The sequence below is a fragment of the Thioalkalivibrio sp. ALMg11 genome, assembly GCF_000377905.1.
Classification (GTDB): Bacteria; Pseudomonadota; Gammaproteobacteria; order Ectothiorhodospirales; family Ectothiorhodospiraceae; genus Thioalkalivibrio.
Genome location: NZ_KB898872.1, coordinates 420,026 through 443,332, shown reverse-complemented (window position 1 = coordinate 443,332; position 23,307 = coordinate 420,026). Strand labels below are relative to the sequence as shown.

Sequence of the window (23,307 nt, the reverse complement as noted above, 5' to 3'; positions counted from 1 at the left end):
AGCCTGTCGGAGGCAAGCCCGACCGGACGCGGTTCTCAGGCTGGGCAGACTTGGCCCCACGAAGAACGTTTTAACCGGTAAACTGCGACGTGATTCGAGATGCCCGCGCCGCGGGCCGGACCATTGGGGAACGCATGGCCGCAAGCAAGGCCAAAGCCGGGGGCAAGGGCAGCAAGACGGTAGAGCCGGCCGCACCGCCGAGCCTGAGCGGGCAACTCCTGCGCGGGCTGCGCGAGGGTGCGCTGCTGATCTTCGGCATGCTGGCGCTTTATCTGCTGGTGGCGCTGGCGAGCTATCACCCGGGTGATGCCGCCTGGTCGACCACCGGTGACGGCGAGGGCTTACGCAATCTGGGCGGCACCACCGGTGCCTGGTTTGCGGATATCGTCTTTCATCTACTCGGCTACCTGGCCTACCTGATCCCGCTGGCTGTGGGCGGCATTGGCTGGTGGCTGTTCCGGCATCGCCGCGAGGCGCAGATCGCCAGCCCCATGGAGCTCACCGTGCGCGGGCTGGCGCTGATCGTGGCGCTGATCGCCGGCTCGGCGTTGGCCGCGCTGCATTTGATGCCGGGCGGGATGCCGGTGCATGCCGGTGGCATCCTCGGCGACCTGTTCGGCGGCTGGGCGGTTGCCGGGCTGAGCCTGGTCGGCGGCACGCTGGTCCTGCTGGCGCTGTTCCTGGCGGGGGTGACCCTGTTTACCGGGCTGTCGTGGTTCCTGCTGATGGATCGTCTCGGTCAGCTGGCCGTGCGCGGCTGGGCGCGCGCCCGCGTGGCGATCGACTCGGCCCGTGACCGCCGCATCGGGGCGCGCGAGCGGGCCGAGCGCGAGACCCGGGTGGAGAAGGAGCGCAAGCGCACCGAGAAGCGGGTGCCCTCGCGGGTGGAGCCGCGCATCGAGACGCCAACGCCCAGCCCGCGGGTGCAGAAGGAAAAACAGGTCCCGCTGTTCACCGAGGGGACGGGTGCGGATCCGCACCCGCCGCTGGCGCTGCTGGACGAGCCGCCGCCGCCCCCCGATGGCTTTTCCGAGGAGGCGCTGCAGGCGCTCTCGCGTCTGGTCGAGTTGAAGCTGAAGGACTTCGGCGTCGAGGTCGAGGTGGTTGCGGTCCAGCCGGGGCCGGTCATCACCCGCTTCGAGCTGCAGCCGGCTGCCGGGGTGAAGGCCTCGCGCATCTCCGGGCTGTCCACCGATCTCGCGCGCTCGCTGTCGGTGATGGCAGTGCGCATCGTCGAGGTGATCCCGGGCAAGTCCACGGTAGGGCTGGAGATCCCCAACGAGAACCGCGAGATCGTGGCCCTCTCGGAGATCCTGCGCTCCGACCTGTTCGATTCGAACAAGTCGCCGTTGACCATGGCATTGGGCAAGGACATCGGCGGCGGGCCCGTGATGGCGGATCTGGCCAAGATGCCGCATCTGCTGGTCGCCGGGACGACCGGTTCCGGGAAATCGGTGGGCGTCAACGCGATGTTGCTGTCGCTGCTGTACAAGTCCACGCCGGAAGACGTGCGCCTGATCCTGATCGATCCGAAGATGCTGGAGCTTTCGGTGTACGAGGGCATCCCGCATCTGCTGTGCTCGGTCGTCACCGACATGAAGGATGCCTCCAACGCCCTGCGCTGGGCGGTGGCGGAGATGGAGCGGCGCTACAAGCTGATGTCGGCGATGGGCGTGCGCAATATCGGCGGCTTCAACAAGAAGGTGCGCGATGCCGAGACCGCCGGCGAGCCGCTGAAGGACCCGTTGTTCAAGCCGGAGGAGGCGATCACCGAGACCGAGGCGCCGGAGCTGGAGCCGTTGCCGTTCATCGTGGTTGTGGTCGACGAATTCGCCGACATGATCATGGTGGTGGGCAAAAAGGTGGAGGAGTTGATTGCCCGCCTGGCGCAGAAGGCTCGCGCCGCCGGCATCCACCTGATCCTGGCCACCCAGCGTCCGTCGGTGGACGTGATCACCGGGTTGATCAAGGCGAACATCCCCACCCGCATCGCCTTCCAGGTCTCCTCGCGCGTGGACTCGCGCACCATCCTCGACCAGATGGGTGCCGAGCACCTGCTGGGCCACGGCGACATGCTCTATCTGCCGCCGGGCAAGGCGATGCCCGAGCGCGTGCACGGGGCGTTCGTCAGCGACAACGAGGTGCATCAGGTGGTCGAATATCTGAAATCCACCGGCGAACCGGACTACAACGACGCGATCCTCGACGAGCCGGAGGCGGGTGCGGCCAGCATCCCGGGGCTGGAGTCGTCCGAGGGGAACGGCAGTGAGTCGGACCCGCTGTACGACCAGGCCGTGCAGGTGGTGATCGAGTCGCGCAAGGCCTCGATCTCGTTCGTCCAGCGCCGGCTCAAGATCGGCTACAACCGGGCCGCGCGCATGGTCGAAGACATGGAGGCCGCCGGCCTGGTCAGCCAGGTACAGTCGAACGGCAACCGCGAGGTCCTGGTTCCGGGGCCGAACGAATAGCCGGGAACAAGTTCCCGGTCTTCGGCGTCCGAAGGGCGTCAGGTTCACGCCGGGTTAAGTCTCGCGGCGCATCATGAATCGCATACTCATCCATCCTGGAGACTGCATGAACGCTCGTCCCCTTTCGTGTCCGGGCGCCCTCTGGCGGGCCCTGTCCCTTGGTCTGGTACTGGCCCTGACCGCCGTTCCGGCCCTGGCCGCCGACCGCGGTATGGAGGATGCCCGCGCCGCGCTGGATCGCTTTGTCGATGGTCTGGAGAGCTTCTCCGCCGAATTTACCCAGACCGTGCGCGACGACACCGGCTACGTGCTGCAGGAGTCCGACGGCCGCATGCAGTTGGGGCTGCCCAATCGCCTGCACTGGGAGGTGACCGAGCCGTTCCCGCAGACCATCGTCTCCGACGGTGAGGACCTGTGGATGTACGACCCGGACCTGTCGCAAGCCACGGTGCGCCCGCTGGGGGATGCCTTCGATGCCACGCCGATCGCCGCGATCACCCAGCCCGATCGCTTGGACGAGCACTTCCGCATGTCGCTGCGGCCGGTGCCGGGTGGCGACGCCCTGCGCCTGGTGCTGGTACCGCGCAACGAACAGGCCGACTTCACCAGCCTGGACCTGGACCTGACCGCGGATGGCGACCTCACCCGCATGGCCTTTCGCGACATCTTTGGCCAGGAGACCGTAATCCTCTTTCACGAAACCGAACGCAACGGCGATCTCGACCCGTCCGTGTTCACCTTCGCCCCTCCGGCCGGGACCGACATCTACCGGCCTTGAGTGAAACCCGGCCGCTGGTTATCTACCACAGAGCGCACAGAGGACACGGAGAAAATCAATGGGCTTTCAGGTGCGTAGGATGCGTTGAGCGCAGCGAAACGCATCGGTCGGAAGGCGGCGATATTCCGGGTGATCGATGTTGATGCGTTTCGCTTTGCTCAACGCATCCTACCCATGGGCTGCGACACCCCCTTGGGTTTTCTCCGTGTCCTCTGTGGTGCCATTCGCCCTTCTTCGTGCCTTCGTGTGCTTCATGGTGAACAAGGGTCTTCGGCCCGAGGGGTTACAATCCCTCCATGAGTGATTCCCCCGAAGGCGACCTGTTCGGCCCCGATCCGGACGTGGCCGCGCCCGAACCCGATCCCGAGCCGGCCCCGGTAACGCCGGATCCGACGGCGCCGCTGGCCGAACGCATGCGTCCGGCGTGGCTTGACGAGATGGTTGGCCAGGACCACCTGGTCGGCGCGGATGCCGCGCTGCGCCAGGCGATCGAGCAGGGCCAGACCCCGTCGATGATCCTCTGGGGGCCGCCTGGCTGCGGCAAGACAACGCTCGCGCGGCTGGTCGCGGCGGCTGGCGCCCAGCGCCTGGTCACGCTGTCCGCCGTGCTGGCGGGGGTCAAGGACGTCCGCGCGGTCGTCGAAGCCGCGAAGATGCGCCGCCGGAACGGCGTCGGGACGCTCCTGTTCATCGACGAGATCCACCGCTTCAACAAGGGGCAGCAGGATGCGCTGCTGCCGCACATCGAGGACGGCACGCTCACCTTCGTCGGCGCGACCACCGAGAACCCGTCGTTCGCGCTCAACAGCGCGCTGCTGTCGCGCGCGCGGGTCTACCGCATGGAGGCGGTCGGGGCGGAGGCTATCGAGGCCCTGATCGAGCGTGCCCTGACGGACTCCGAACGCGGACTGGGCGGGCGCGGCCTGACACTGGATCCGGAGGAGCGTCAGCGCCTGGCGCGGGCCGCGGACGGCGATGCCCGGCGTGCCCTGAACTGGCTGGAGACCGCCTCGGACCTGGCCCGCGATGGCGCCATCACCGGCGACGCCCTGCGCGCCGTAATGGGGGCGCAGTCGCTGGCCTTCGATCGCCAGGGTGATGCGTTCTACGACCAGATCTCCGCCCTGCACAAGTCGGTGCGCGGGTCCGATCCGAACGCGGCGGTGTACTGGCTCACCCGCATGCTGGATGCCGGCTGCGACCCGGACTATCTGGGCCGACGCCTGCTGCGTATGGCCTACGAGGACATTGGCCTGGCCGCGGTCGGGCTGGGGGCGCGGGTGCTGGCCGCCTGGCAGACCATGGAGCGCCTGGGCCGGCCGGAGGGCGATCTGGCGCTGGTGCAGGCGGTGATCGAACTGGCTTCCGCGCCCAAGAGCAACAGCGCCTATGCCGCGCTGAACGGCGCGCGGGCGGCCATCCGCGAAAGCGGCAGCGCGGGCGTGCCCCTGCATCTGCGCAATGCCCCGACTGAACTGATGCGCTCCGAGGGCTTCGGTGCCGGATATCGCTACGACCATGACGAACCGGACGGGTTTGCGCGCGGGCAGGTGTATCTGCCCGATGGGCTGGAGGAGGCGCGCTTCTACAGCCCGCGCCGGGATGGTACCGAGCGCGCGCTGGCGGAGCGTCTGGATCGCCTGCGCGGCAACAACGGCCAAGGCGCCGGTAATGAGGGCTGACGGGGTGACATGAGGATTCGACACCACAAGAGCTGGCTGACGGTCGCGGCGATCCTGTTCGGGGTCTCGCTGGCGTGGATCCTGTTGACCACCGAGTGGCCCAGCCTCGGCGTTCCGCTGGGCGAGCTGGAGGCCTGGCTGCTCAGCTGGGGCCCTGGGGCCTACCTGGTATTCGTGCTGGCGTTTGTCGTACTGGCCCTGTTCCCGCTGCCGAGCACCTTCTGGATTCTGCTGGGCGGGGCCTTGTTCGGCCCCTTCACCGGTGGCGCCCTTAGCCTGCTGGCGGCCACCGTGGCGGCGATCATCGCCTTCATGCTGGCCCGTACCTGGCTGCAGCCCTGGCTAGTCCCGCGCATGGGGCCGCGCAGTACCCGGCTGTGCGAGGATGTAGAGGCCGAGGGCTGGCGCGTGGTGGCCCTGACCCGGCTGGTGCCGGTGTTCCCGTTTGCGCCCACCAACTATGCCCTGGGGCTGGTGCGCCTGCCGCTGCGGGTGTTCGCGCTGACGACCGGATTGGCGCTGATCCCCAGTCTGTTTGCCTATGCCTGGCTGGGGCATGCCACCCGCGAGATGGCCAGCGGTGCTGACAGCGGGGTGCAACTGGGTCTGGCGCTGCTCGCGGTGCTGGCATTGCTGCTGTTGCTGCCGCGCCTGGTGCGACGCATCTGGCTGGGGCAGAAGATGCTGCACACGGACTCAGACCCAAGCCAGCAGTACCCCGAGGCCCAGGGCGAAGAACAGCAGGGCAGCGAGCGCGCGTAGCAGCCGCAGCGGCAGGTGACAGGCGAAACGCTGGCCCAGCCATACCACCGGGGCATTGGCCAGGACCATGCCGATGGTGGAGCCAATCACCACGAGCACCAGGCTGTCGAAGGTGGCGGCCAGCGCGGCAGTGGCCACCTGCGTCTTGTCACCCATCTCGACCAGGAAGAACAGCACCGTAGTGGTCCAGAACACGCCGTGCTTGGAGGCCGCAGGCAGTTCGTCCTCGCCATCCGGGATCAGCACCCAGGCGGCCATCACGATGAAGCCGATCCCCAGCCCCCAGCGCAACCAGTCATCCGGCACACTGGCGCCGATCCAAACCCCGGCCAGCGCGGCGAGGAAGTGGTTGGCCAGGGTCGCTACGACGATGCCCCAGATGATGGGCCAGGTTTGCTGGTAGCGGCAGATCAGGAGCAGCGCGAGGAGCTGGGTCTTGTCGCCCATCTCGGCGATGGCGACGATGACGGTGGCGACAAGCAGGGCTTCCATGACGTCCCTCCGGTCCGGGCGGCTAATGCAGACCGCGGTGAGGTCAGGGGTTTTCCTGGGCCCGCCGCCTCGAGACTCCCTAAAGGAGACGCTGATTGAATCGCGCGCTCGCGCTCGAGTCGCTTTTGCGTGCGAACAAGGCGCGGTGACTGCCGTGCAGTCATTCTGCACAAGGGAGCCGCAACGCCGTGCGCGCGCCCGTTTTCGTCAACAACGGGCGGCCGAGCCCGCTCTTTCAATCACTTGTCGGGTTGGTGCCCCCTGTTCCCCGATGCTGCGTGGCGCCGTTTGCGGGTAGAACCACTACCCGCTGCACGACGCGCCCTGTCTCGGAAAACAGGGGGCACCAACGCGAGCGCGCGATTCAATCAGCGTCTCCTTAAGCTGGCGAAAGTGTAGAAGGCGGCCCCTTTACCGGCAAGAACGGGCTGCGCCGTGGGCGGGCCTTGGGTAGGATGCGCGCGATGAAAGCCTTTGTACGCTGGGTCGATCGCGCACCGCTGTGGCTGTTTGCCCTGCTGGTGGCCACGCTGGGCCTGGCCCCCTGGATCCCCGAGCCGCATGTCGCGGAGAAGCTGCGCTGGCTGCTCGCTGGCGAGCTGACCCGGCTGTGGGACATCCTCGACCTGGTTATGCACGCCATCCCCTGGCTGCTGATGGCCTTCAAACTCTACCGGACCAGCGTTACGGCGAAAGGCATGCCCTGATCCGAGTGTTTCTCCGCGGCTTGTGGGAAATCGACGCCGGGCATGCCTACCGCTACGGTTGCAGCACGTTTCAAGCACTCAGGAGAACCCCATGCGCTTTATTGTTGCTGTCACCGCCGGTACCGACGACCCAACCCGCGCGACCCTCGGCATGATCGCCGCGAACGTCGCCAAGCAGCAGGGCCACGACGTGACCGTCTGGCTGCAGGGCGAGGCCGTGAACATCGCCAACCGCAATGTCTACGACAAGATCGTCGGCCACAACATGCCGGCAATGAAGGACATCGTCGATTCGCTGGTCGGGGAAGGCGTCCCGTTCTGGGCCTGCGAAGCCTGTGCCAAGGGCCGCGACGTCGGCGAACACAACTTCCTGCCGAACGCCGAAATGGCGGGCATGGGCCAGTACGTCCAGGCCGTCGCCGACTTCGACCGCTCCATGAGCTTCTGATCGACCTTGGTGATTCGCGGGCGGGGGTTCAAGCTTCCCGCCCGTTTTGCCTTTAGCCCTTTCGCCACTCTTTCGAACTGGCACATTGCATGCTTGTTTGTTCCGTGAGTCATCCACGGAACATGAGCATGAATCCGAGTATTCCCCCGAGCTTTCCGTTCGAAGAGGCCATTGGTGATTTTCTGGTCGCCTCGCGCAAGTGCGAGGTGGTGAGCCTGGAGCGCCTGCTGGAGGCGGTGCAGCTGGTCGGGCGCATCCGTGCGCTGGTGCACCAGCTGCAGCGCGAACGCGGCGCTTCCAGCCTCTGGATCGGCTCGGCTGGCCAGCGTTATGCCGAGGAGCTGGCGCAGTATCGAACCGAATCCGACACCACGGCGGCGGCCTTTCGCGAGCACCTTGATGGTTGGCTGCAGCCGGGGGCCTGTGCCCACGCGCGCAGCCGGTTGCTGGGGCGCATGGCGCTGGCCCTGCACGGGCTGTCCGGGCTGCCCAGCCTGCGCGAGGAGGTCAACGAGTGCACGCTTTCGCCGATGGAGGCGATGCGCGGATTCAGCGAACTGATCCGCTCGCTCCTGGCCGTGGTATTCGAGGCAGCGGATTCGGCTACCGACCCGGAGGTCTCCGGTGCGCTGGTGGCCCTTTTGAACTTCATGCAGGGCAAGGAACTCGCGGGTCAGGAGCGCGCGATCGGTGCCGCCGGCTTTGGCCAGGGCGTGTTTGACGGCGAGCTGCGTCAGGCCCTGTTGCATCGCATCGATGCCCAGGAACGTTCGTTTCGCATCTTCTCCGAGTTTGCGCCGGAGCCGGCCTGTGCGGCCTGGCGCGAACTGCAGGGCGCGGGCTTTGTGGCCGCGTTCGAGCGCCTGCGCCGCCAGGCCTGCACCCAGGCCGATGGCCAGCCGGACCCGGCCCGGGCCGAGGCGTGGTTTGCCTGCACCACCGCGCGTATCGACGCGATGAAGGAGATCGAGGACCTGCTGGAGATGCACCTGAACGAGTGCTGCTCGGCACGGATCGCGGCGGATCGCGCGGACCTGGGCGCGGTGCGCGACCGCATCGCGCAGTTGGCCGAGTCGGAACTGCGCGATAGCGTCCCGTACGCGGTGTTCTTCGGCGCGCCCGAGGGGCTGGATGGCGAAGGCGAGGGCGGCGATAACACGCTCAATGTGCCGATCGTCGGGCATTCGGTGATGGACCTGGTGCAACGCCAGGCCAGCCGCCTGCAGACGGTGGAGGACGAGCTGCACGCGGCGCGTCAGGCACTGGCCGAGCGCAAGACCATCGAGCGCGCCAAGGCACTGTTGATCCAGCACCGCGGTCTGACCGAAGACCAGGCCTACAAGCTCCTGCGCCAGACCGCGATGAATCAGAACCGGCGTCTGGCCGAGGTGGCCGAGGCGACCGTGGCGATGTCCGACCTCCTAGGCAAGGGCGCCTAGCAGGGGGCTTGGTGGGAGTGGGTTTTGTGGGAGCGGGCTCGCCCGCGAAGCCCCTGCCAAAGTTGGAGGTTGGCAAGGCCTTCGCCGCCAAGGCGGCTCCCACAGGATGGTGTGTGGCCGAGTCCGGCGCACCAACTCGGGTCATCTGCACCGGAAGCGCGCCCCAGGCTGGTGCCTCCCGCCGCATGAATCCCGGAATGAAGACCTGCAAACGTTCGATCGGATGATCGGATTCATCCGATTTTCCCGCGCCATGGCGTGATTCTTCCGCAAAGGGTCGATTAGCAACGGCTAATTGGCATGCCACCTGCAACACCCTGGGCAAGACGAGCCAATGGCGGTTCGTCGCCTGACAACAGGGAGACCCGGTGACCGGGCCTCCCATGGGACTGGACAAAGGCGTCCATCACCCGGCTGCACGAGCAGCCGGGCTGATGCGACGCCTTTTTTCGTTTTTGCACGGGAATTCTGACTAGGGGAGTGAGCCCGCAATGACTGATCACACAAACGACACGAAGAAGACCTCCGGCCTGTCGCGCCGGCGTTTCCTGGGCGGCGTGGCCGCCGGTATCGGCGCTACCGCGATGGGTATGTCGGGCGCCGCGCCCTGGGGGTATGCAAAGGCTGGCAACGGCAAGCCGGAGACCACCGAGGCGAAGCTCGGGTTTATTGCCCTGACCGACGCCGCGCCGCTGTTCATTGCGCTGGAGAAGGGCTTTTTCGCCGCGCATGGTATGCCCGATGTGCAGGTGCTGAAGCAGTCCTCATGGGGCACGGTGCGCGACAACCTGGATCTCGGTTCGCAGCGCGGCGGCATCGATGGCTCGCACATTCTCACGCCGATGCCCTACCTGATCCATCGCCGGGGTACGCCGATGACGATCCTCGCGCGGCTGAACCTGGCGGGGCAGTGCATCTCGGTTGGGGACGAGTACGCGGACCTGAAGGTCGGCACCGATACCACGGAGTTCAAGGGCGCTCTGGCCGAGAAGGCCGCCGGTGGTGATGACATCCGCGCGGCGATGACCTTCCCCGGCGGGACCCATGACCTGTGGATTCGCTACTGGATGGCCGCCGGCGGGATCGATCCGGACCGCGACATCGCCACCATCGTGGTCCCGCCGGCGCAGATGGTGGCCAACATGCGCGTCGGTTCCATGGACACTTTCTGTGTCTGCGAGCCGTGGAACATGCAGCTGATCAACCAGGGCATCGGCTACACCGCTAACACCACCGGCGAGCTCTGGCACAACCACCCGGAGAAGGCGCTGGGCATGCGTGCCGACTGGGTGGAGGCCCATCCGAACGCGGCGCGCGCCCTGACCATGGCGGTGATGGAGGCGCAGATGTACTGCGAGGACCCGGCGAACAAGGAGGAGGTCGCCGAGATCTGTTCGCGCCGGCGCTACATCCACGCCCCCTACGCCGACATCATCGATCGCATGCAGGGGAACTTCGACTACGGCACCGGCCGTGTGGTCGAGGACCATCCGGACCAGATGCGCTACTGGAAGGACCAAGCCTCCTACCCGTTCAAGAGCCACGATCTGTGGTTCCTCACCGAGGACATCCGCTGGGGCTACTTGCCGCCGGACCTGGACATGCAGGCCCTGGTGGACGAGGTGAACCGCGAGGACATCTGGCGCGAGGCGGCTGCCGAGCTGGGTATCGACTCCGCCGACATCCCCGAGTCGACCTCGCGCGGCAAGGAAGAATTCTTCGACGGCAAGGTCTTCGACCCGGAAGACCCGCAGGCCTACCTCGACAGCCTGGATATCAAGGCGATCGCGTCCTGACGCCGTAGCCCGACGACACCCGAACAAACAATTCAAGAGGATTTCGCGATGGGTGCCATTCTCGACCGCACCATGACCTTCGGCTCCGGGCGCGAGCGCCCGGCGGTCGCGGGTGCGACCCCCCAACCCGTGGCCAGGAAGGCCGCGACGACCGCGACCAAGCCGCGCAAGATCCCCGGGGCCGACCCCGGGGCCTGGGGCCGGCGCCTGCGCCACACCGCGGCGGTGGTGGTGCCGCCGGTGATTGTCACGGCGCTTTTTTTGCTCATCTGGGAGATGATGGCGTCATCCCAGGGAGCCGTGTTGCCCGCCCCGAGTCAGGTGATCACCGACACCTGGGACCTGATCGTCAATCCCTTCTATGACCACGGCGGCAACGACGTCGGCATGGCCTGGCAGTTGCTGGCCAGCCTTGAGCGCGTGGCCTACGGCTATGCGCTGGCGGTGGTCGCCGGCATCGGTCTGGGCGTGCTGGTGGGCCAGTCCACCTGGGCGATGCGCGGGCTGGACCCGCTGTTCCAGGTGCTGCGCACCGTGCCGCCGCTGGCCTGGCTGCCGATCTCGCTGGCCGCGTTCCAGGCCAGCAATCCGTCGGCGATCTTCGTGATCTTCATCACCGCGATCTGGCCGATCATCATCAACACCTCGGTCGGCATCCGGAACATCTCGCAGGACTACGTGAACGTGGCCCGCGTGCTGCGCCTGAACGGCTTCGAGTACTTCACCAAGATCATGCTCCCGGCCGCCGCGCCGTATGTCTTCTCCGGTCTGCGCATCGGGATCGGTCTCGCCTGGCTGGCGATCGTGGCCGCCGAGATGCTGATCGGCGGTGTCGGCATCGGGTTCTTCATCTGGGATGCCTGGAACGCCTCCATGCTCAGCGACATCGTGCTCGCACTCGTCTACGTCGGCCTGGTCGGGTTCTTCCTCGACCGTCTGGTTGCCATCGTCGGCAACTGGGTCACCCGCGGCACGCAGGCCGGCTGAGCCGGCCGGCATCAACAGGAGAATCATCATGACCAGCTATCTCTCCATCGAACATGTCCACAAGACCTTCGGCGTAGGACCGACCGCCAGCGAGGTACTGCGCGACGTCGACCTGCACGTGGACCGCAGCGAGTTCATCTCCATCATCGGCCACTCCGGCTGCGGCAAGTCGACGGTGCTCAACATCGTCGCCGGGCTGCTGGAGACCAGCACCGGCGCGGTGATCCTGGACGGGCGTGAAGTCAGCAAGCCGGGCCCGGATCGCAGCGTGGTGTTCCAGAACCATTCGCTGCTGCCCTGGCTGACGGTGCGCGACAACGTCGGCCTGGCGGTGGACAAGACCTTCCGCGGCAAGAAATCCCGCGCCGAACGCCGTGAGTGGGTGCTCGCGACGCTCGAAATGGTCGGCATGAGCCATGCCCTCGACAAGCGCCCGGACGAGATCTCCGGCGGCATGAAGCAGCGCGTGGGCATCGCCCGGGCGCTGGCCATGGAGCCGAAGGTGCTGCTGATGGACGAGCCGTTCGGCGCGCTGGACGCGCTGACCCGGGCCCACCTGCAGGACGAGGTGATGCGCATCCAGTCCGATCTGGGCAACACCGTGCTGATGGTCACCCACGACGTGGACGAGGCGGTGCTGCTATCCGACCGCATCGTGATGATGACCAACGGCCCGGCGGCGACCATCGGGCAGGTGCTGGACATCGATCTGGAGCGCCCGCGCGACCGTCTGGCGATGGCCGGCAACCCCGAATACAACCAATACCGGGCCGAGGTGCTGCGCTTCCTCCATGAGCGCCACAGGAACCCGGAATCGGAGGCCGCGTAATGCACAGCTCAAGCGACAAGCCGCGCCTGGTCCTGATCGGCAACGGCATGGCCGGGATGCGTACGGTCGAGGAGCTGTTGAAGCTCAAGCCCGACATGTACGACATCACCGTGTTCGGTGCCGAACCCTGGGGCAACTACAACCGCATCATGCTCTCGCCGGTGCTGGCCTCGGAGAAGACCGTCGACGAGATCATGTTGAACGACGATGCCTGGTACGCCGAGCACGGGATTACCCTGCACAAGGGCAAGCGTATCGAGCGGATCGACCGTGTCGGTCGTCGGGTGATCGCCGACGACGGCACCGAGGCGCCGTATGACCGGCTGCTGCTGGCGACCGGTTCGGATCCGGTGATGATCCCGGTGCCGGGCGCCGACCTCGACGGCGTGGTTGGCTTCCGCGATATCCACGATGTTGACGCGATGCTGGCCTCCAGCCGTGAGCACAAGCGCGCGGTGGTCATCGGCGGTGGGCTGCTGGGGCTGGAGGCCGCCAACGGCCTGATGCGTCAGGGCATGGACGTGACCGTGGTGCATCTGATGGACCACCTGATGGAACGCCAGCTGGACGCCGCGGCGTCCGGCATGCTGCGCGCCTCGCTGGAGGAACGCGGCATGCATTTTCGCATGGCGCACCAGACCCAGGCGATCCTCGGGGATGAGCGGGTCACGGGCGTGCGATTTGTCGATGGCAGCGAGATCGACACCGATCTGGTGGTGATGGCCGTCGGCATCCGCCCGAATACCGTGCTGGCCGAGTCCGCCGGGCTGCACTGCGAACGCGGCGTGGTGGTGAACGACACCATGCAGACCTATGACCCGGCGATCTACGCGGTCGGGGAGTGCGTGCAGCATCGTGGCACTACCTACGGTCTGGTCGCGCCGCTGTGGGAGCAGGCCAAGGTCTGCGCCAACCACCTCGCGGAGTACGGGATCGGGCGCTACGAGGGCTCGATCACCTCGACCAAGCTGAAGGTCACCGGGATCGACCTGTTCTCCGCCGGCGACTTCAGCGGTGACGAAACCACCGAGGATCTGGTGTTCCAGGACGCCGCGCGCGGCGTCTACAAGCGTCTGGTGCTGAAGGACAACCGCATTCAGGGGGCCGTGCTCTACGGCGATACCCTGGACGGCTCCTGGTACTTCCAGTTGATGCGCGACGGCACGCCGGTCGCCGACATCCGCGAGAACCTGCTGTTCGGCCAGGCGCATATCGGCGACTCCGGCCACGGCGACGAGGCCTCGCGGGTGGCGGCGATGCCGGACAGCGCCGAGATCTGCGGCTGCAACGGCGTGTGCAAGGGCGAGATCGTCCAGGCGATCAGCGAGCACAAGCTGTTCACGCTGGAGGACGTGCGCGCCCACACCAAGGCCTCGAACTCCTGCGGTTCCTGTACCGGGTTGGTGGAGTCGCTGCTGGCGACCGCGCTGGGCGGCGACTACTCCGACGCGCCAGCGAAGAAGCCCGTCTGCGCCTGCACCGACCACAGCCACGACGAGGTGCGCGCGGCGATCACGCGCGACGGCCTGAAGACCATGGACGCGGTATTCGCGGCCCTCGACTGGAAGACCCCGAACGGCTGTCACGTCTGCCGCCCTGCGCTCAACTACTACCTGCTGGCGGCCTGGCCGAAGGACTATCAGGACGACGCCCAGTCGCGCTTCATTAACGAGCGCGCCCACGGCAACATCCAGAAGGACGGGACCTACTCGGTGATCCCGCGCATCTGGGGCGGGGTGACCACGCCGGCCGAACTGCGCGCGATCGCCGAGGTGGCCGAGCGCTACCAGGTGCCCACGGTCAAGTTCACCGGCGGCCAGCGCATCGATCTGCTGGGTGTGGAAAAGAGCGACCTGCCGGCCATGTGGCGCGACCTCGGCCAGGCCGGGTTCGTCTCCGGCCATGCCTACGGCAAGGCCCTGCGTACGGTGAAGACCTGTGTCGGCTCCGAGTGGTGCCGCTTCGGCACCCAGGATTCCACCGGCCTCGGCATCCAGCTGGAGCGGATGAGCTGGGGATCGTGGACCCCGCACAAGTTCAAGATGGCCGTCTCCGGCTGCCCACGTAACTGCGCCGAGGCGACCATCAAGGACCTGGGCGTGGTCTGCGTGGACTCCGGCTACGAGCTGCATGTCGGCGGCAACGGCGGGGTGAAGGTCCGTGCGACCGATTTCCTCTGCAAGGTGGAGACCGAGGCCGAGGTGCTCGAGTACGCCGGGGCCTTCATGCAGCTCTACCGCGAGGAGGCGCGTTACCTGGAACGTACCGCGCCATGGATCGAACGCGTTGGCCTGACCCGAGTGAAGGAACGCCTGGTGGAGGACGCCGAGAATCGCGCCGTGCTGTATGCGCGCTTCCTCGAGTCGCAGGAGGTGGCGCAGGTGGACCCCTGGGCCGATCGGGCCGCCGGGCACGCGGCACACGAGTTCATTCCCATCCGCCCGGTGGACGGCGCGCCGGGGACCCCGCGTCCGGAGGTGTCGGCATGAGCTGGACCGCGATCTGCCATCTCGCCGACATCCCGCCGCTGGGCGCGCGGGTCGTTGCTGGCCCCAACGGCGATATCGCCGTGTTCCGCACGGCGGACGACCACGTCTTCGCGCTGCGCGACCAGTGTCCGCACAAGGGTGGGCCGCTGTCGCAGGGCATCGTGCATGGCGAACGCGTGACCTGCCCGCTGCACAACTGGGTGATCGACCTGCAATCCGGCGCGGCCACCGGTGCGGATTCGGGCTGCACACGTGCCTTCCCGATCCGCGTGACCGAGGGCCAGGTGTGGCTGGACCTGGCCGTCTCCGCCGCCGATTCGGACGCGGCGCCGGTGGTTGATTGCCGCGAGGCGGGCTGAGATGGCCACGTCTGACGCCGTGACGCGTACCACCTGCCCCTATTGTGGGGTCGGCTGTGGCGTGGAGGTGACCGCGACGCCCGATGGCGAGTTTCCGGTCGCGGTGCGTGGCGACGCCACCCATCCGGCGAACGCCGGGCGCCTGTGTTCCAAGGGAGCGGCGCTGGCCGAGACCCTGGGGGACGAGGGGCGCCTGTTGCACCCGGAGATCGAGGGCACGCGCGTCGACTGGGACACGGCGCTGGATCATGTCGCGGGTGGCTTTCGCGAGGTGATCGACCGCCACGGGCCGGACGCGGTGGCGCTGTATGTCTCGGGGCAGATCCTGACCGAAGACTACTATGTGGCCAACAAGCTGATGAAGGGCTTCGTCGGCTCGGCCAACATCGACACCAACTCGCGGCTTTGCATGTCCACGGCCGTGGCCGCACACACCCGGGCCTTCGGTGTGGACGGCGTACCGGGGAGCTACACCGACTTCGAACAGGCCGACCTGGTCGTGGTGGTTGGGTCCAATATGGCCTGGGCGCACCCGGTCCTGTTCCAGCGCCTGCAGGCGGCCCGCGCGGCGCGCCCCGAGATGAAGCTGGTGGTGATCGATCCGCGGCGCACGGCCACCGCCCAGGCGGCCGACCTGCACCTGCCGCTGGCGCCGGGCACGGATGCATGGCTGTTCAACGGGCTGCTGGATCACCTGCGCCGCGAGGATGCCCTGGCCCCGGCATTCCTGGAACGCCACGTCGATGGCTTTGCCGACGCCCTGGCGGCGGCCCGCGCCTCCAGCCCGTCGATTGCCGTGACCGCCGAGGCCTGCGAACTGGACCCCGAGGCGGTGGCCACCTTCTTTCAGTGGTTCGCCCGAACGGAGCGGTCCGTTACCGCGTTCTGCCAGGGCATCAACCAGTCCGACAGCGGCGTGGACAAGGCCGGGACGATCCTCAACGTGCACCTGGCCACCGGCCGCATCGGGCGCCCGGGCATGGGCCCGTTCTCGTTGACCGGGCAGCCGAATGCGATGGGCGGGCGCGAGGTCGGCGGGTTGGCCAGCCAGTTGGCTGCGCACATGGGCTTCGACGACGAGGCCCTGGATCGGGTAGGCCGCTTCTGGGGCGCGTCGAACCTGGCGCGCAAGCCGGGGCTGAAGGCGGTGGATCTGTTCCGCGCGGTCGAATCGGGGCAGATCAAGGCGATCTGGATCATCGGCACCAACCCCCTGTTCAGCCTGCCCGAGGCCGAGCGCTTCGAGCGGGCCCTGCGCGATTGCCCGTTGGTCGTGGTTTCGGACTGTGTGCGCGACACCGAGACGACCCGCGTGGCCGACGTGCTGTTGCCGGCGACCACCTGGGGCGAGAAGGACGGCACGGTCACCAACTCCGAGCGCCGTATCTCGCGCCAGCGCCCGTTCCGGGAACCCCCGGGCGAGGCGCGCCACGACTGGTGGGCGCTGGCCGAGGTCGCCCGCCGCCTGGGCTTTGCCGAGACCTTTCCCTATTCGCACCCGGTGGAGATCTTCCGCGAGCACGCGGCGCTGTCCGCGTTCGAGAACAATGGAACGCGCGACTTCGACATCGGCGCACTGGCCGCGCTCGACGCGGATGCCTTTGAGGTCCTCGAACCGGTGCAGTGGCCGCTGCCCGCCGGCAGCAAGACGGGTGCTGCGCATCTTTACGCCGACGGCCGCTTCTTTACGGCCAACGGCCGGGCACGGCTCGCCGCCGTGACCCCGCAAACCCCGACCGACTCGATCGATGCCGAGTACCCGCTGCGCCTGAACACCGGCCGCATCCGCGACCAGTGGCACAGCATGACCCGCACTGCGAGTACCCCGCGCCTGAGCGCCCACCAGCCGGAGCCGTTCGTCGAGATCCATCCGGTGGACGCCGGCCTGTTCCGTGTGCAGGCGGGCGATCTGGCCGAGGTGACCAGCCGTCATGGGCGTCTGCTGGCGCGGGTGCAGGTGAGTCGCGAGCAACGCCCCGGCAGCGTGTTCGTGCCGATGCACTGGAGTCGGCCGATCGCGCGCCTCGCGCGGGTGGATGCCCTGGTGCCCGCGCATGTCGATCCCGTCTCCGGGCAGCCGGCGTTCAAGCACACCGCCGTGTCCGTGCGCCCAGCGGCGATGGACTGGCACGGCTTCGTGCTGAGCCGCGAGCCGGTGAGCCTCCCGGAGGCCGACTACGCGGTGACCGCGCGCGGCCCGCGGCATCTGCGCTTCGAACTGGCCGGACGCGGCGCGCCACTCGAGATCGCCGACTGGCGGGTGCGCCTGGATGGTCCCGGCGAGTGGCTGGAGTTCGCCGACCCAGCGGGTGGTCGCTACCGCGCCGCACGCATTCAGGAGGGGCGCTTGGCCTGCGTGTTCTTCGCGGGACCCGACCGGGGCCTGCCCGAGCGCGAATGGCTGGGCGGTCTGTTCGCGGCCGAGTCGATTACCGATGACGAACGCATGGCGCTGCTCACGGGCCGTCCGCCGAACGGACAAGCCGCGCGCGGGCGCATGGTCTGCGCCTGTTTCGGAGTGGACGCGACCCGCATCCGCACGGCGATCCGCGAGCAGGGGCTGGCGACCTGCGAGGCCGTGGGTGCCTGTCTCGAGGCCGGCACCAACTGTGGCTCCTGCCGCCCCGAGATCCAGACCCTGTTGAATGAACAAGCCGAGGCGCCCACGGACCCCGTGGCGCGGGAGGGATGAGCATGGAACACCTGCCGATCTATATGCAGTTGCACGGCCGCGAGGCCCTGGTGGTCGGGGCCGGGCCGGTGGCCACGCGCAAGGCAGCGCTGCTGCTGGAGGCCGGGGCGCGGGTGCGTCTGCGGTCCCCTGAGTACAGTGATGCCGCCGAGCGCTTGTTGCGCGAGCACCCGGAGCAGATCACCCGCGAGCCGGGTGCCTACCGAACCGAGTGCCTGGGACCGGTGGCGATCGTGATCGCCGCGACCGATGACGCGGCCGCAAACCGTCAGGTCTCGGAGGACTGTGTCGCGCGTTCTATCCCGGTGAATGTGGCGGACCAGCCCCACCTTTGCAGCTTCATCCTGCCGGCCATCGTCGAGCGCGGCCCGCTGACCATCGCAATCGGCTCCGGTGGCCGCGCCCCGGTCCTGGTGCGTCTGCTGCGCGCGAAGATCGAGAGCCTGATCCCGTCCGGCTACGGGCGCCTGGCGGAGCTGGCCGGTCGCCTGCGTGACCGGGTGCGCGCCCACTTCGACAGCGTGAACGCGCGGCGCGCCTTCTGGGAGCGGGCGTTTGCCGGGCCGGCCACCGAGCTGGCCCTAGCCGGGCGCATGGACGCGGCGGCAGAGCGCTTGGAGCAGGAATTGAACGAGGCGGATGCCGCCACGCCGGGCGAGGTCTATCTGATTGGCGCCGGGCCGGGCGATCCCGACCTGCTGACCTTCCGCGCGCTGCGCCTGTTGCAGCAGGCGGACGTGGTCGTCTATGACCGGCTGGTGTCCTCCGAGGTGGTCAACCTGGCCCGGCGCGAGGCGGAGCGTTTCTATGTCGGCAAGGAGCGCGATCACCACTGCGTGCCGCAGGCGGAGATCAGCGCACTGCTCTCGCGGTTGGCGCGCGAGGGCAAGCGCGTGGCGCGGCTGAAGGGCGGCGACCCGTTCGTGTTCGGCCGCGGTGGCGAGGAACTGGACGTGCTGGCCCGTGATGGCGTGGCCTATCAGGTGGTACCCGGCATTACCGCGGCCAGTGGCTGTGCCGCCTATTCGGGCATCCCGCTGACCCACCGTGACCATGCCCAGTCGGTGCGCTTCATCACCGGCCATACCCGCGAGGGGCGGCTGGATGTGGACTGGTCGCAGCTGACGAACACCCGCGAGACGCTGGTGTTCTACATGGGCCGCAAGGGCGTGGGCGAGATCTGCCAGGGCCTGAAGGGTGCGGGCCGCGCCGGGCGGACCCCGGCCGCGATTATCGAGAACGGCACGACCGCGCGCCAGCGCGTGGTCACCGGCACCCTGGATACCCTGGCCGCTCGCGCCGAGCGCGAACAGGTGGGCTCGCCCAGCCTGATCGTGATCGGCGAGGTCGCCGCCTGCCACTCGCGCCTGGCCTGGTTCCAGCCGGATGCCGGAGCGGCCACGGTGTTCCCGCAGCCGATGCCGGGCCCTCAAGCTGCGGCGGCGAGCGCAGCGTGAATGCCGCGTCCGCCATGCCGGATGCGACCGCCGACGCGCTTGCGGGCTGTCGCGTCGCGCTCCCGGAGAGCCGGGCGCTGGAGATCTTCGCGGGTCTGCTGGAGCGGCGCGGGGCCGAGGTTTGGCGCTGCCCGCTGGTCGCGATCCACGACAGTCCCGATCAGGTGGCCATCGAGGCCTGGCTGGACACGGTCATCGAGGCGCCGTTCGATCGGCTGATCGTCCTGACCGGCGAGGGTTTTACCCGCTTGACCGGGTTTGCCCTTCGCGCCGGGCGCGAGGACGACTGGCTGGCGGCCGTGGCCCGGACGCCGACGCTGGTACGCGGCCCTAAACCCGGGCGCGCGATGAAGCCCTTTGGGGTCCGGCCGGATGCCGTTGCCGCCGCACCGACCACCGAGGGGATCATCGAAACCCTGTCCGGGCAGGACCTGGGCGGACAGCGCATCGGCGTGCAACTCTACGGCGCGGAGCCCAACCGCCGCCTGCTGGATTTCCTGGGGCAGGCCGGCGCGGAGGCATTCCCGGTCTGGCCCTACCGCTACGCGGATGCCGCCGAAACCGGGCGTGTGAGCGAGCTCATCGAGGCCCTGATCGCAGGGGAGGTGGATGCCATCGCCTTCACCAGCCAGGCCCAGGTCCGGCGTCTGGTCCGCGTCGCCCATGCCGATGCGCGGGAAGACGTGCTGCTCGCGGCGCTGGCCCGGACCGTGGTCGCGGCGATTGGCCCCGTGGTAGCCGACGAACTGCGCGCCCACGGCATCACCCCCACGGTGGTCCCCGAGGGCCAGTACTTCATGAAACCCCTGGTCTCGGCCCTGTCCCGGCATCTAGGGAGACGCTGATTGAATCGCACGCTCGCGTTGGTGCCCCAGGTTTTCCGAGACAAGGCGCGGTGCGCGGCCGGTAGTGGTTCTACCGGCAAGGGCCGCAACGCAGGATCGGGGAACCTGGGGTACCAACCCCACAAGCCATTGAACGTAGGGGCTCGGCCGCCCGTTGTTGACGAAAACGGGCGCGCGCCCGGCGTTGCGGCTCCCTTGTGCAGAGTGACTGCACGGCGGTCGCCGCGCCTTGTTCGCACGCAAAAGCGACTCGAGCGCGAGCGCGCGATTCAATCAGCGTCTCCCTAAGAACGGCGCTGTAGGGAACTTGTGCAGCGGTTGGATGGCCCACGGTGCTGGGTTTCCTTTCCATGGTCCGGACCATGAATCAACGTTTCTCGCGGCGTTCGCGTCGTTCCTTCCTGCGCTGGATGGCCGGTTCTGCAGTGGCGGCCGGCGCAGGGTGGCCCCTTGTCGGGGGCGCCTCTACGGGGCGTGAGCCCCAGCGCAAGCCGATCCCGTCGTCCGGAGAGAAGATCCCGGTGATCGGGATGGGGACCTGGATTACCTTCAACGTGCCGCAGGAGCCGGATGCGCTGGCGGTGCGTACCCGGATTCTGGAGGCCTTCTTCCGCCGCGGCGGCGGGATGATCGATTCGTCGCCGATGTACGGGCGTGCGGAGGCGGTGGTGGGGCATGGCCTGCGCGAACTGGAGTATCCGGAGGGTGTGTTTTCGGCGACCAAGATCTGGACGCGTAGCACCGCCACCGGTCGCGACCAGCATGCGGAGTCGCGGGACCTGTGGGGTGTCGACACCCTGGACCTGCAACAGGTGCATAACCTGCAGAACTGGGAGGCGCATCTGGACACCCTGCGCGAGCGCCGCGCGGCGGGGGAGCTTCGCTATATCGGCGTGACCACCTCGCACGGGCGGCGGCACGACGAGCTGGAGCGCATCCTGCGGCGCGAGGACTTGGACTTCGTGCAGCTCACCTACAACATCCAGGACCGCGAGGTGGAAGAGCGTCTGCTCCCGCTGGCGCGGGAGCGCGGGGTCGCGGTGATCGCGAACCGGCCGTTCCGGCGCAAGGCGCTGATCAATCAGCTTGAGGGGTATCCGCTGCCGAAGTGGGCGGCGACGATCGAATGCGAGAACTGGCCGCAGTTCCTGCTGAAATTTATCGTCTCGCACCCGGGCGTGACCTGTGCGATCCCGGCCACCTCGGTGGTCGAGCATATGGAAGAGAACATGGGGGCCCTGTACGGGCCGATGCCGGACGCCGGGATGCGCAGCCGCATGGTCGCGTACGTGCAGGACCTGTAGGGTTCGGCGACCATACAAGTACGCCCAAGGAGGCGAGGCGACATGCTGCCGTTTGAGGCACCGACCTGGCTGGCGATCCTGGGCCAGTACAACACCGCGATCTGGCCGCTGCACGGGGTGGCTGCGCTGTTCGCGCTTGTCGCCCTGGCACTGGTGTTCCATCGCTCGCGCGCAGCTGGGCGCGTGACAGGCCTGTTGCTGGGGGTGCTGTGGGTCTGGACCGGGATCGTGTTCTTCGGCGGTTCGCTGGCGCCGTTTCACTTCGCCGCCGAGTGGCTGGCCGGGGTGTTCGTGGCCCAGGGCCTGATGCTGGTGTTCGCGCTGACCCTGATGGGCCAGGTCCGGTTCGGCTGGCCCGGCGGACTGGCGGGTGGTGGAGCGATGGTGCTGATCGCCTATGCCGTCGTGGCGTATCCACTTCTGGATACCGCGCTGGCCGACACGCCGTGGATGCAGCTGCAATATGTCGGTGTGGCCCCGGGACCGGTGATGCTGCTGACCCTGGGTCTGCTGTTGCTGGTGCCGTCGCGCCCGCCGCTGGTGCTTGCGATCATCCCGCTCCTGTGGGCGCTGGTCACCGGCTACATGGCCTGGGGCCTTGGCCTGTGGCTGGAGTACCTGCCGGCCGTCCTCGGCGTGGGCGCGTTCGTGCTCCTGCTGATGCGGCGCTTTGGAGGCGCGGAGCGGGCTGGCCTGCGCCCGGGGGGGCTGACCGGGGTCACCACCGGTTGGCCCTCGGGCGGGTTCGGTTTAGGCTCGCGTCCTCGCGATATAGAGGAGGCTGTCATGTCCATCGAAGTGATTCACCGTCCCGATCACGACCACCTGGAGCGCCTGGGAGTGCTCGACTGGCCGGTATGGGAGAAGGAGGTCTCGACCTTCCCCTGGCACTACGACGAGCGCGAGGTCTGCTACATCCTGGAAGGCCAGGTCACGGTCACCCCCGACGGGGGTGGCGAGCCGGTTACGGTTGGCGAGGGCGACCTGGTGACCTTCCCCGAAGGCATGGACTGCACCTGGGAGATCCACCGCGACATCCGCAAGCACTACCGCTTCGGCTGATCTTTCGCGAAAGGCGTGGTGACGTTTGACTAGCGCTGGGTTTGACCACTGTAACGTTACGCATTGCATTGGAGTTGTCGCTGCCAGGGAAGGCCGATGATCAGTAAGATCCGCCACAAGGGACTCAAACGGCTATACGCGAAGGGTGACCGCCGTGGGTTGCCGGCGGACCATGTGGAAGACCTGGAAGATATTCTCGCGCTGCTGGATGCGGCGACCCATCCGGGACAGATGGACCTCCCGGGCTGGATTTCCATCCGCTATGTGGGGATCGCGCGGGCTTTTACTCGGTGCATGTGAACGGCAACTGAGTCGTCACCTTCACGTTCAGTGGCGACGATGCGGATCAGGTGGATTATGAAGACTACCATTGACCTTCAGGAAGACACGGCGATGCGGAACCCGCCCCATCCCGGGCGGATCCTGCGCCGGCGTGTGCTGCCGGGGCTGGGTCTTTCGGTCACCGAGTTTGCCGCGCATTTGGGGATGTCCCGCAACGCGGTCTCGCGTGTTCTCAACGAACACGCCGCCATTTCGCCGGACTTTGCGGTGCGTCTGGAGAGTGGAGGGATTGGCGAGGCACGCCACTGGCTCACCATGCAGACCAACTACGATCTGGCCCGGGCCGCGTCGCGGGACGAGAATCATATCCAGCGCTTTGCGGCCGCGTGATCCCCGATGCCGCAGGTGCGTTTGAAGCGAAATCCTGTT

General features: G+C 67.7%; 20 protein-coding genes and 1 pseudogene. 20 read left to right on the top strand and 1 reads right to left on the bottom strand.

What is annotated here, in order from left to right:
• Window positions 1-134: 134 nt before the first annotated feature.
• From D578_RS0104760 to D578_RS0104745, 4 genes are all read left to right on the top strand, one after another.
• Window positions 135-2,468 carry a DNA translocase FtsK gene (locus D578_RS0104760; RefSeq protein ID WP_042798357.1) on the top strand — a complete coding sequence of 778 codons (2,334 nt, stop codon included), beginning with the start codon at window positions 135-137 and terminating at the stop codon, window positions 2,466-2,468.
• 106 nt (window positions 2,469-2,574) lie between these two features.
• Entirely contained in the window at window positions 2,575-3,246 is a 672-nt protein-coding gene (gene lolA / locus D578_RS0104755; RefSeq protein WP_018948829.1) for an outer membrane lipoprotein chaperone LolA, read from the top strand.
• A 296-nt stretch (window positions 3,247-3,542) separates the two neighbouring features.
• Window positions 3,543-4,928 (top strand): replication-associated recombination protein A, encoded by a 1,386-nt coding sequence (locus D578_RS0104750; RefSeq protein ID WP_018948828.1) that lies wholly within the window; start codon window positions 3,543-3,545, stop codon window positions 4,926-4,928.
• A 9-nt stretch (window positions 4,929-4,937) separates the two neighbouring features.
• Window positions 4,938-5,690 (top strand): TVP38/TMEM64 family protein, encoded by a 753-nt coding sequence (locus D578_RS0104745; protein ID WP_018948827.1) that lies wholly within the window; start codon window positions 4,938-4,940, stop codon window positions 5,688-5,690.
• Here D578_RS0104745 and D578_RS0104740 read toward each other — a convergent pair.
• Window positions 5,625-6,182 carry a TMEM165/GDT1 family protein gene (locus tag D578_RS0104740; RefSeq protein WP_018948826.1) on the bottom strand — a complete coding sequence of 186 codons (558 nt, stop codon included), beginning with the start codon at window positions 6,180-6,182 and terminating at the stop codon, window positions 5,625-5,627. The two genes, D578_RS0104745 and D578_RS0104740, sit on opposite strands and share 66 nt — an antisense overlap.
• Window positions 6,183-6,646: 464 nt before the next feature.
• Between D578_RS0104740 and D578_RS0104735 the strand changes: the two genes are divergently transcribed.
• The 16 genes and pseudogenes from D578_RS0104735 (at window position 6,647) to D578_RS0104660 (ending at window position 23,268) form a co-directional block, all read left to right on the top strand.
• Complete coding sequence (locus tag D578_RS0104735; RefSeq protein WP_018948825.1) at window positions 6,647-6,889, top strand: hypothetical protein; 243 nt, start codon at window positions 6,647-6,649, stop codon at window positions 6,887-6,889.
• 91 nt (window positions 6,890-6,980) lie between these two features.
• The gene (locus D578_RS0104730) at window positions 6,981-7,337 is read left to right on the top strand and encodes a DsrE family protein (protein ID WP_018948824.1); all 357 of its coding nucleotides are present in this window, start codon (window positions 6,981-6,983) and stop codon (window positions 7,335-7,337) included.
• A gap of 128 nt (window positions 7,338-7,465) precedes the next feature.
• Entirely contained in the window at window positions 7,466-8,776 is a 1,311-nt protein-coding gene (locus tag D578_RS0104725) for a nitrate regulatory protein (protein ID WP_018948823.1), read from the top strand.
• 491 nt (window positions 8,777-9,267) lie between these two features.
• Window positions 9,268-10,572, top strand: coding sequence for a CmpA/NrtA family ABC transporter substrate-binding protein (locus tag D578_RS0104720; protein ID WP_018948822.1), 1,305 nt, complete (start codon window positions 9,268-9,270; stop codon window positions 10,570-10,572).
• A 48-nt stretch (window positions 10,573-10,620) separates the two neighbouring features.
• Window positions 10,621-11,559: a nitrate ABC transporter permease gene (gene ntrB / locus D578_RS0104715; protein WP_018948821.1), complete on the top strand. Its 939-nt coding sequence runs from the start codon at window positions 10,621-10,623 to the stop codon at window positions 11,557-11,559.
• Window positions 11,560-11,587: 28 nt separating this feature from the next.
• Complete coding sequence (locus tag D578_RS0104710) at window positions 11,588-12,388, top strand: ABC transporter ATP-binding protein (RefSeq protein WP_018948820.1); 801 nt, start codon at window positions 11,588-11,590, stop codon at window positions 12,386-12,388.
• On the top strand, window positions 12,388-14,877 hold the full coding sequence (gene nirB / locus D578_RS0104705; protein WP_018948819.1) for a nitrite reductase large subunit NirB: 2,490 nt from the start codon (window positions 12,388-12,390) through the stop codon (window positions 14,875-14,877). The genes D578_RS0104710 and nirB overlap by 1 nt, the downstream gene beginning before the upstream one ends.
• A complete protein-coding gene (gene nirD / locus D578_RS0104700) occupies window positions 14,874-15,236 on the top strand; it encodes a nitrite reductase small subunit NirD (RefSeq protein ID WP_018948818.1) in 363 nt (120 codons plus the stop codon). Before nirB ends, nirD begins: the two co-directional genes overlap by 4 nt.
• Window position 15,237: 1 nt before the next feature.
• Entirely contained in the window at window positions 15,238-17,928 is a 2,691-nt protein-coding gene (locus tag D578_RS0104695) for a nitrate reductase (protein ID WP_018948817.1), read from the top strand.
• A 2-nt stretch (window positions 17,929-17,930) separates the two neighbouring features.
• Window positions 17,931-19,385 (top strand): siroheme synthase CysG, encoded by a 1,455-nt coding sequence (gene cysG / locus D578_RS0104690; protein ID WP_018948816.1) that lies wholly within the window; start codon window positions 17,931-17,933, stop codon window positions 19,383-19,385.
• Entirely contained in the window at window positions 19,382-20,230 is an 849-nt protein-coding gene (locus D578_RS0104685) for a uroporphyrinogen-III synthase (RefSeq protein WP_018948815.1), read from the top strand. Before cysG ends, D578_RS0104685 begins: the two co-directional genes overlap by 4 nt.
• A 362-nt stretch (window positions 20,231-20,592) precedes the next feature.
• The gene (locus D578_RS0104680; protein WP_026289175.1) at window positions 20,593-21,534 is read left to right on the top strand and encodes an aldo/keto reductase; all 942 of its coding nucleotides are present in this window, start codon (window positions 20,593-20,595) and stop codon (window positions 21,532-21,534) included.
• Between the two features lie 42 nt (window positions 21,535-21,576).
• Window positions 21,577-22,239 (top strand): annotated as a pseudogene (locus tag D578_RS14790) (DUF6064 family protein); the annotation flags it as partial.
• A gap of 81 nt (window positions 22,240-22,320) precedes the next feature.
• Complete coding sequence (locus D578_RS15330) at window positions 22,321-22,596, top strand: cupin domain-containing protein (protein ID WP_026289186.1); 276 nt, start codon at window positions 22,321-22,323, stop codon at window positions 22,594-22,596.
• A 96-nt stretch (window positions 22,597-22,692) separates the two neighbouring features.
• Window positions 22,693-22,896, top strand: coding sequence for a type II toxin-antitoxin system RelE/ParE family toxin (locus D578_RS14785; protein WP_231364059.1), 204 nt, complete (start codon window positions 22,693-22,695; stop codon window positions 22,894-22,896).
• Window positions 22,897-22,989: 93 nt separating this feature from the next.
• A complete protein-coding gene (locus D578_RS0104660; RefSeq protein ID WP_018948812.1) occupies window positions 22,990-23,268 on the top strand; it encodes a HigA family addiction module antitoxin in 279 nt (92 codons plus the stop codon).
• The last annotated feature ends 39 nt before the right edge of the window (window positions 23,269-23,307 follow it).

Bases quoted from the DNA above. Each gene is read 5' to 3' on its own strand.
- D578_RS14785 (WP_231364059.1), top strand. From the start codon at position 22,693: ATGATCAGTAAGATCCGCCACAAGGGACTCAAACGGCTATACGCGAAG.
- D578_RS0104710 (WP_018948820.1), top strand. From the start codon at position 11,588: ATGACCAGCTATCTCTCCATCGAACATGTCCACAAGACCTTCGGCGTA.
- D578_RS15330 (WP_026289186.1), top strand. From the start codon at position 22,321: ATGTCCATCGAAGTGATTCACCGTCCCGATCACGACCACCTGGAGCGC.
- ntrB (WP_018948821.1), top strand. From the start codon at position 10,621: ATGGGTGCCATTCTCGACCGCACCATGACCTTCGGCTCCGGGCGCGAG.
- D578_RS0104750 (WP_018948828.1), top strand. From the start codon at position 3,543: ATGAGTGATTCCCCCGAAGGCGACCTGTTCGGCCCCGATCCGGACGTG.
- cysG (WP_018948816.1), top strand. From the start codon at position 17,931: ATGGAACACCTGCCGATCTATATGCAGTTGCACGGCCGCGAGGCCCTG.
- D578_RS0104735 (WP_018948825.1), top strand. From the start codon at position 6,647: ATGAAAGCCTTTGTACGCTGGGTCGATCGCGCACCGCTGTGGCTGTTT.
- D578_RS0104660 (WP_018948812.1), top strand. From the start codon at position 22,990: ATGCGGAACCCGCCCCATCCCGGGCGGATCCTGCGCCGGCGTGTGCTG.
- nirD (WP_018948818.1), top strand. From the start codon at position 14,874: ATGAGCTGGACCGCGATCTGCCATCTCGCCGACATCCCGCCGCTGGGC.
- D578_RS0104680 (WP_026289175.1), top strand. From the start codon at position 20,593: ATGAATCAACGTTTCTCGCGGCGTTCGCGTCGTTCCTTCCTGCGCTGG.
- D578_RS0104725 (WP_018948823.1), top strand. From the start codon at position 7,466: ATGAATCCGAGTATTCCCCCGAGCTTTCCGTTCGAAGAGGCCATTGGT.
- D578_RS0104695 (WP_018948817.1), top strand. From the start codon at position 15,238: ATGGCCACGTCTGACGCCGTGACGCGTACCACCTGCCCCTATTGTGGG.
- D578_RS0104730 (WP_018948824.1), top strand. From the start codon at position 6,981: ATGCGCTTTATTGTTGCTGTCACCGCCGGTACCGACGACCCAACCCGC.
- D578_RS0104760 (WP_042798357.1), top strand. From the start codon at position 135: ATGGCCGCAAGCAAGGCCAAAGCCGGGGGCAAGGGCAGCAAGACGGTA.
- D578_RS0104740 (WP_018948826.1), bottom strand. From the start codon at position 6,182: ATGGAAGCCCTGCTTGTCGCCACCGTCATCGTCGCCATCGCCGAGATG.
- lolA (WP_018948829.1), top strand. From the start codon at position 2,575: ATGAACGCTCGTCCCCTTTCGTGTCCGGGCGCCCTCTGGCGGGCCCTG.
- D578_RS0104745 (WP_018948827.1), top strand. From the start codon at position 4,938: ATGAGGATTCGACACCACAAGAGCTGGCTGACGGTCGCGGCGATCCTG.
- D578_RS0104720 (WP_018948822.1), top strand. From the start codon at position 9,268: ATGACTGATCACACAAACGACACGAAGAAGACCTCCGGCCTGTCGCGC.
- nirB (WP_018948819.1), top strand. From the start codon at position 12,388: ATGCACAGCTCAAGCGACAAGCCGCGCCTGGTCCTGATCGGCAACGGC.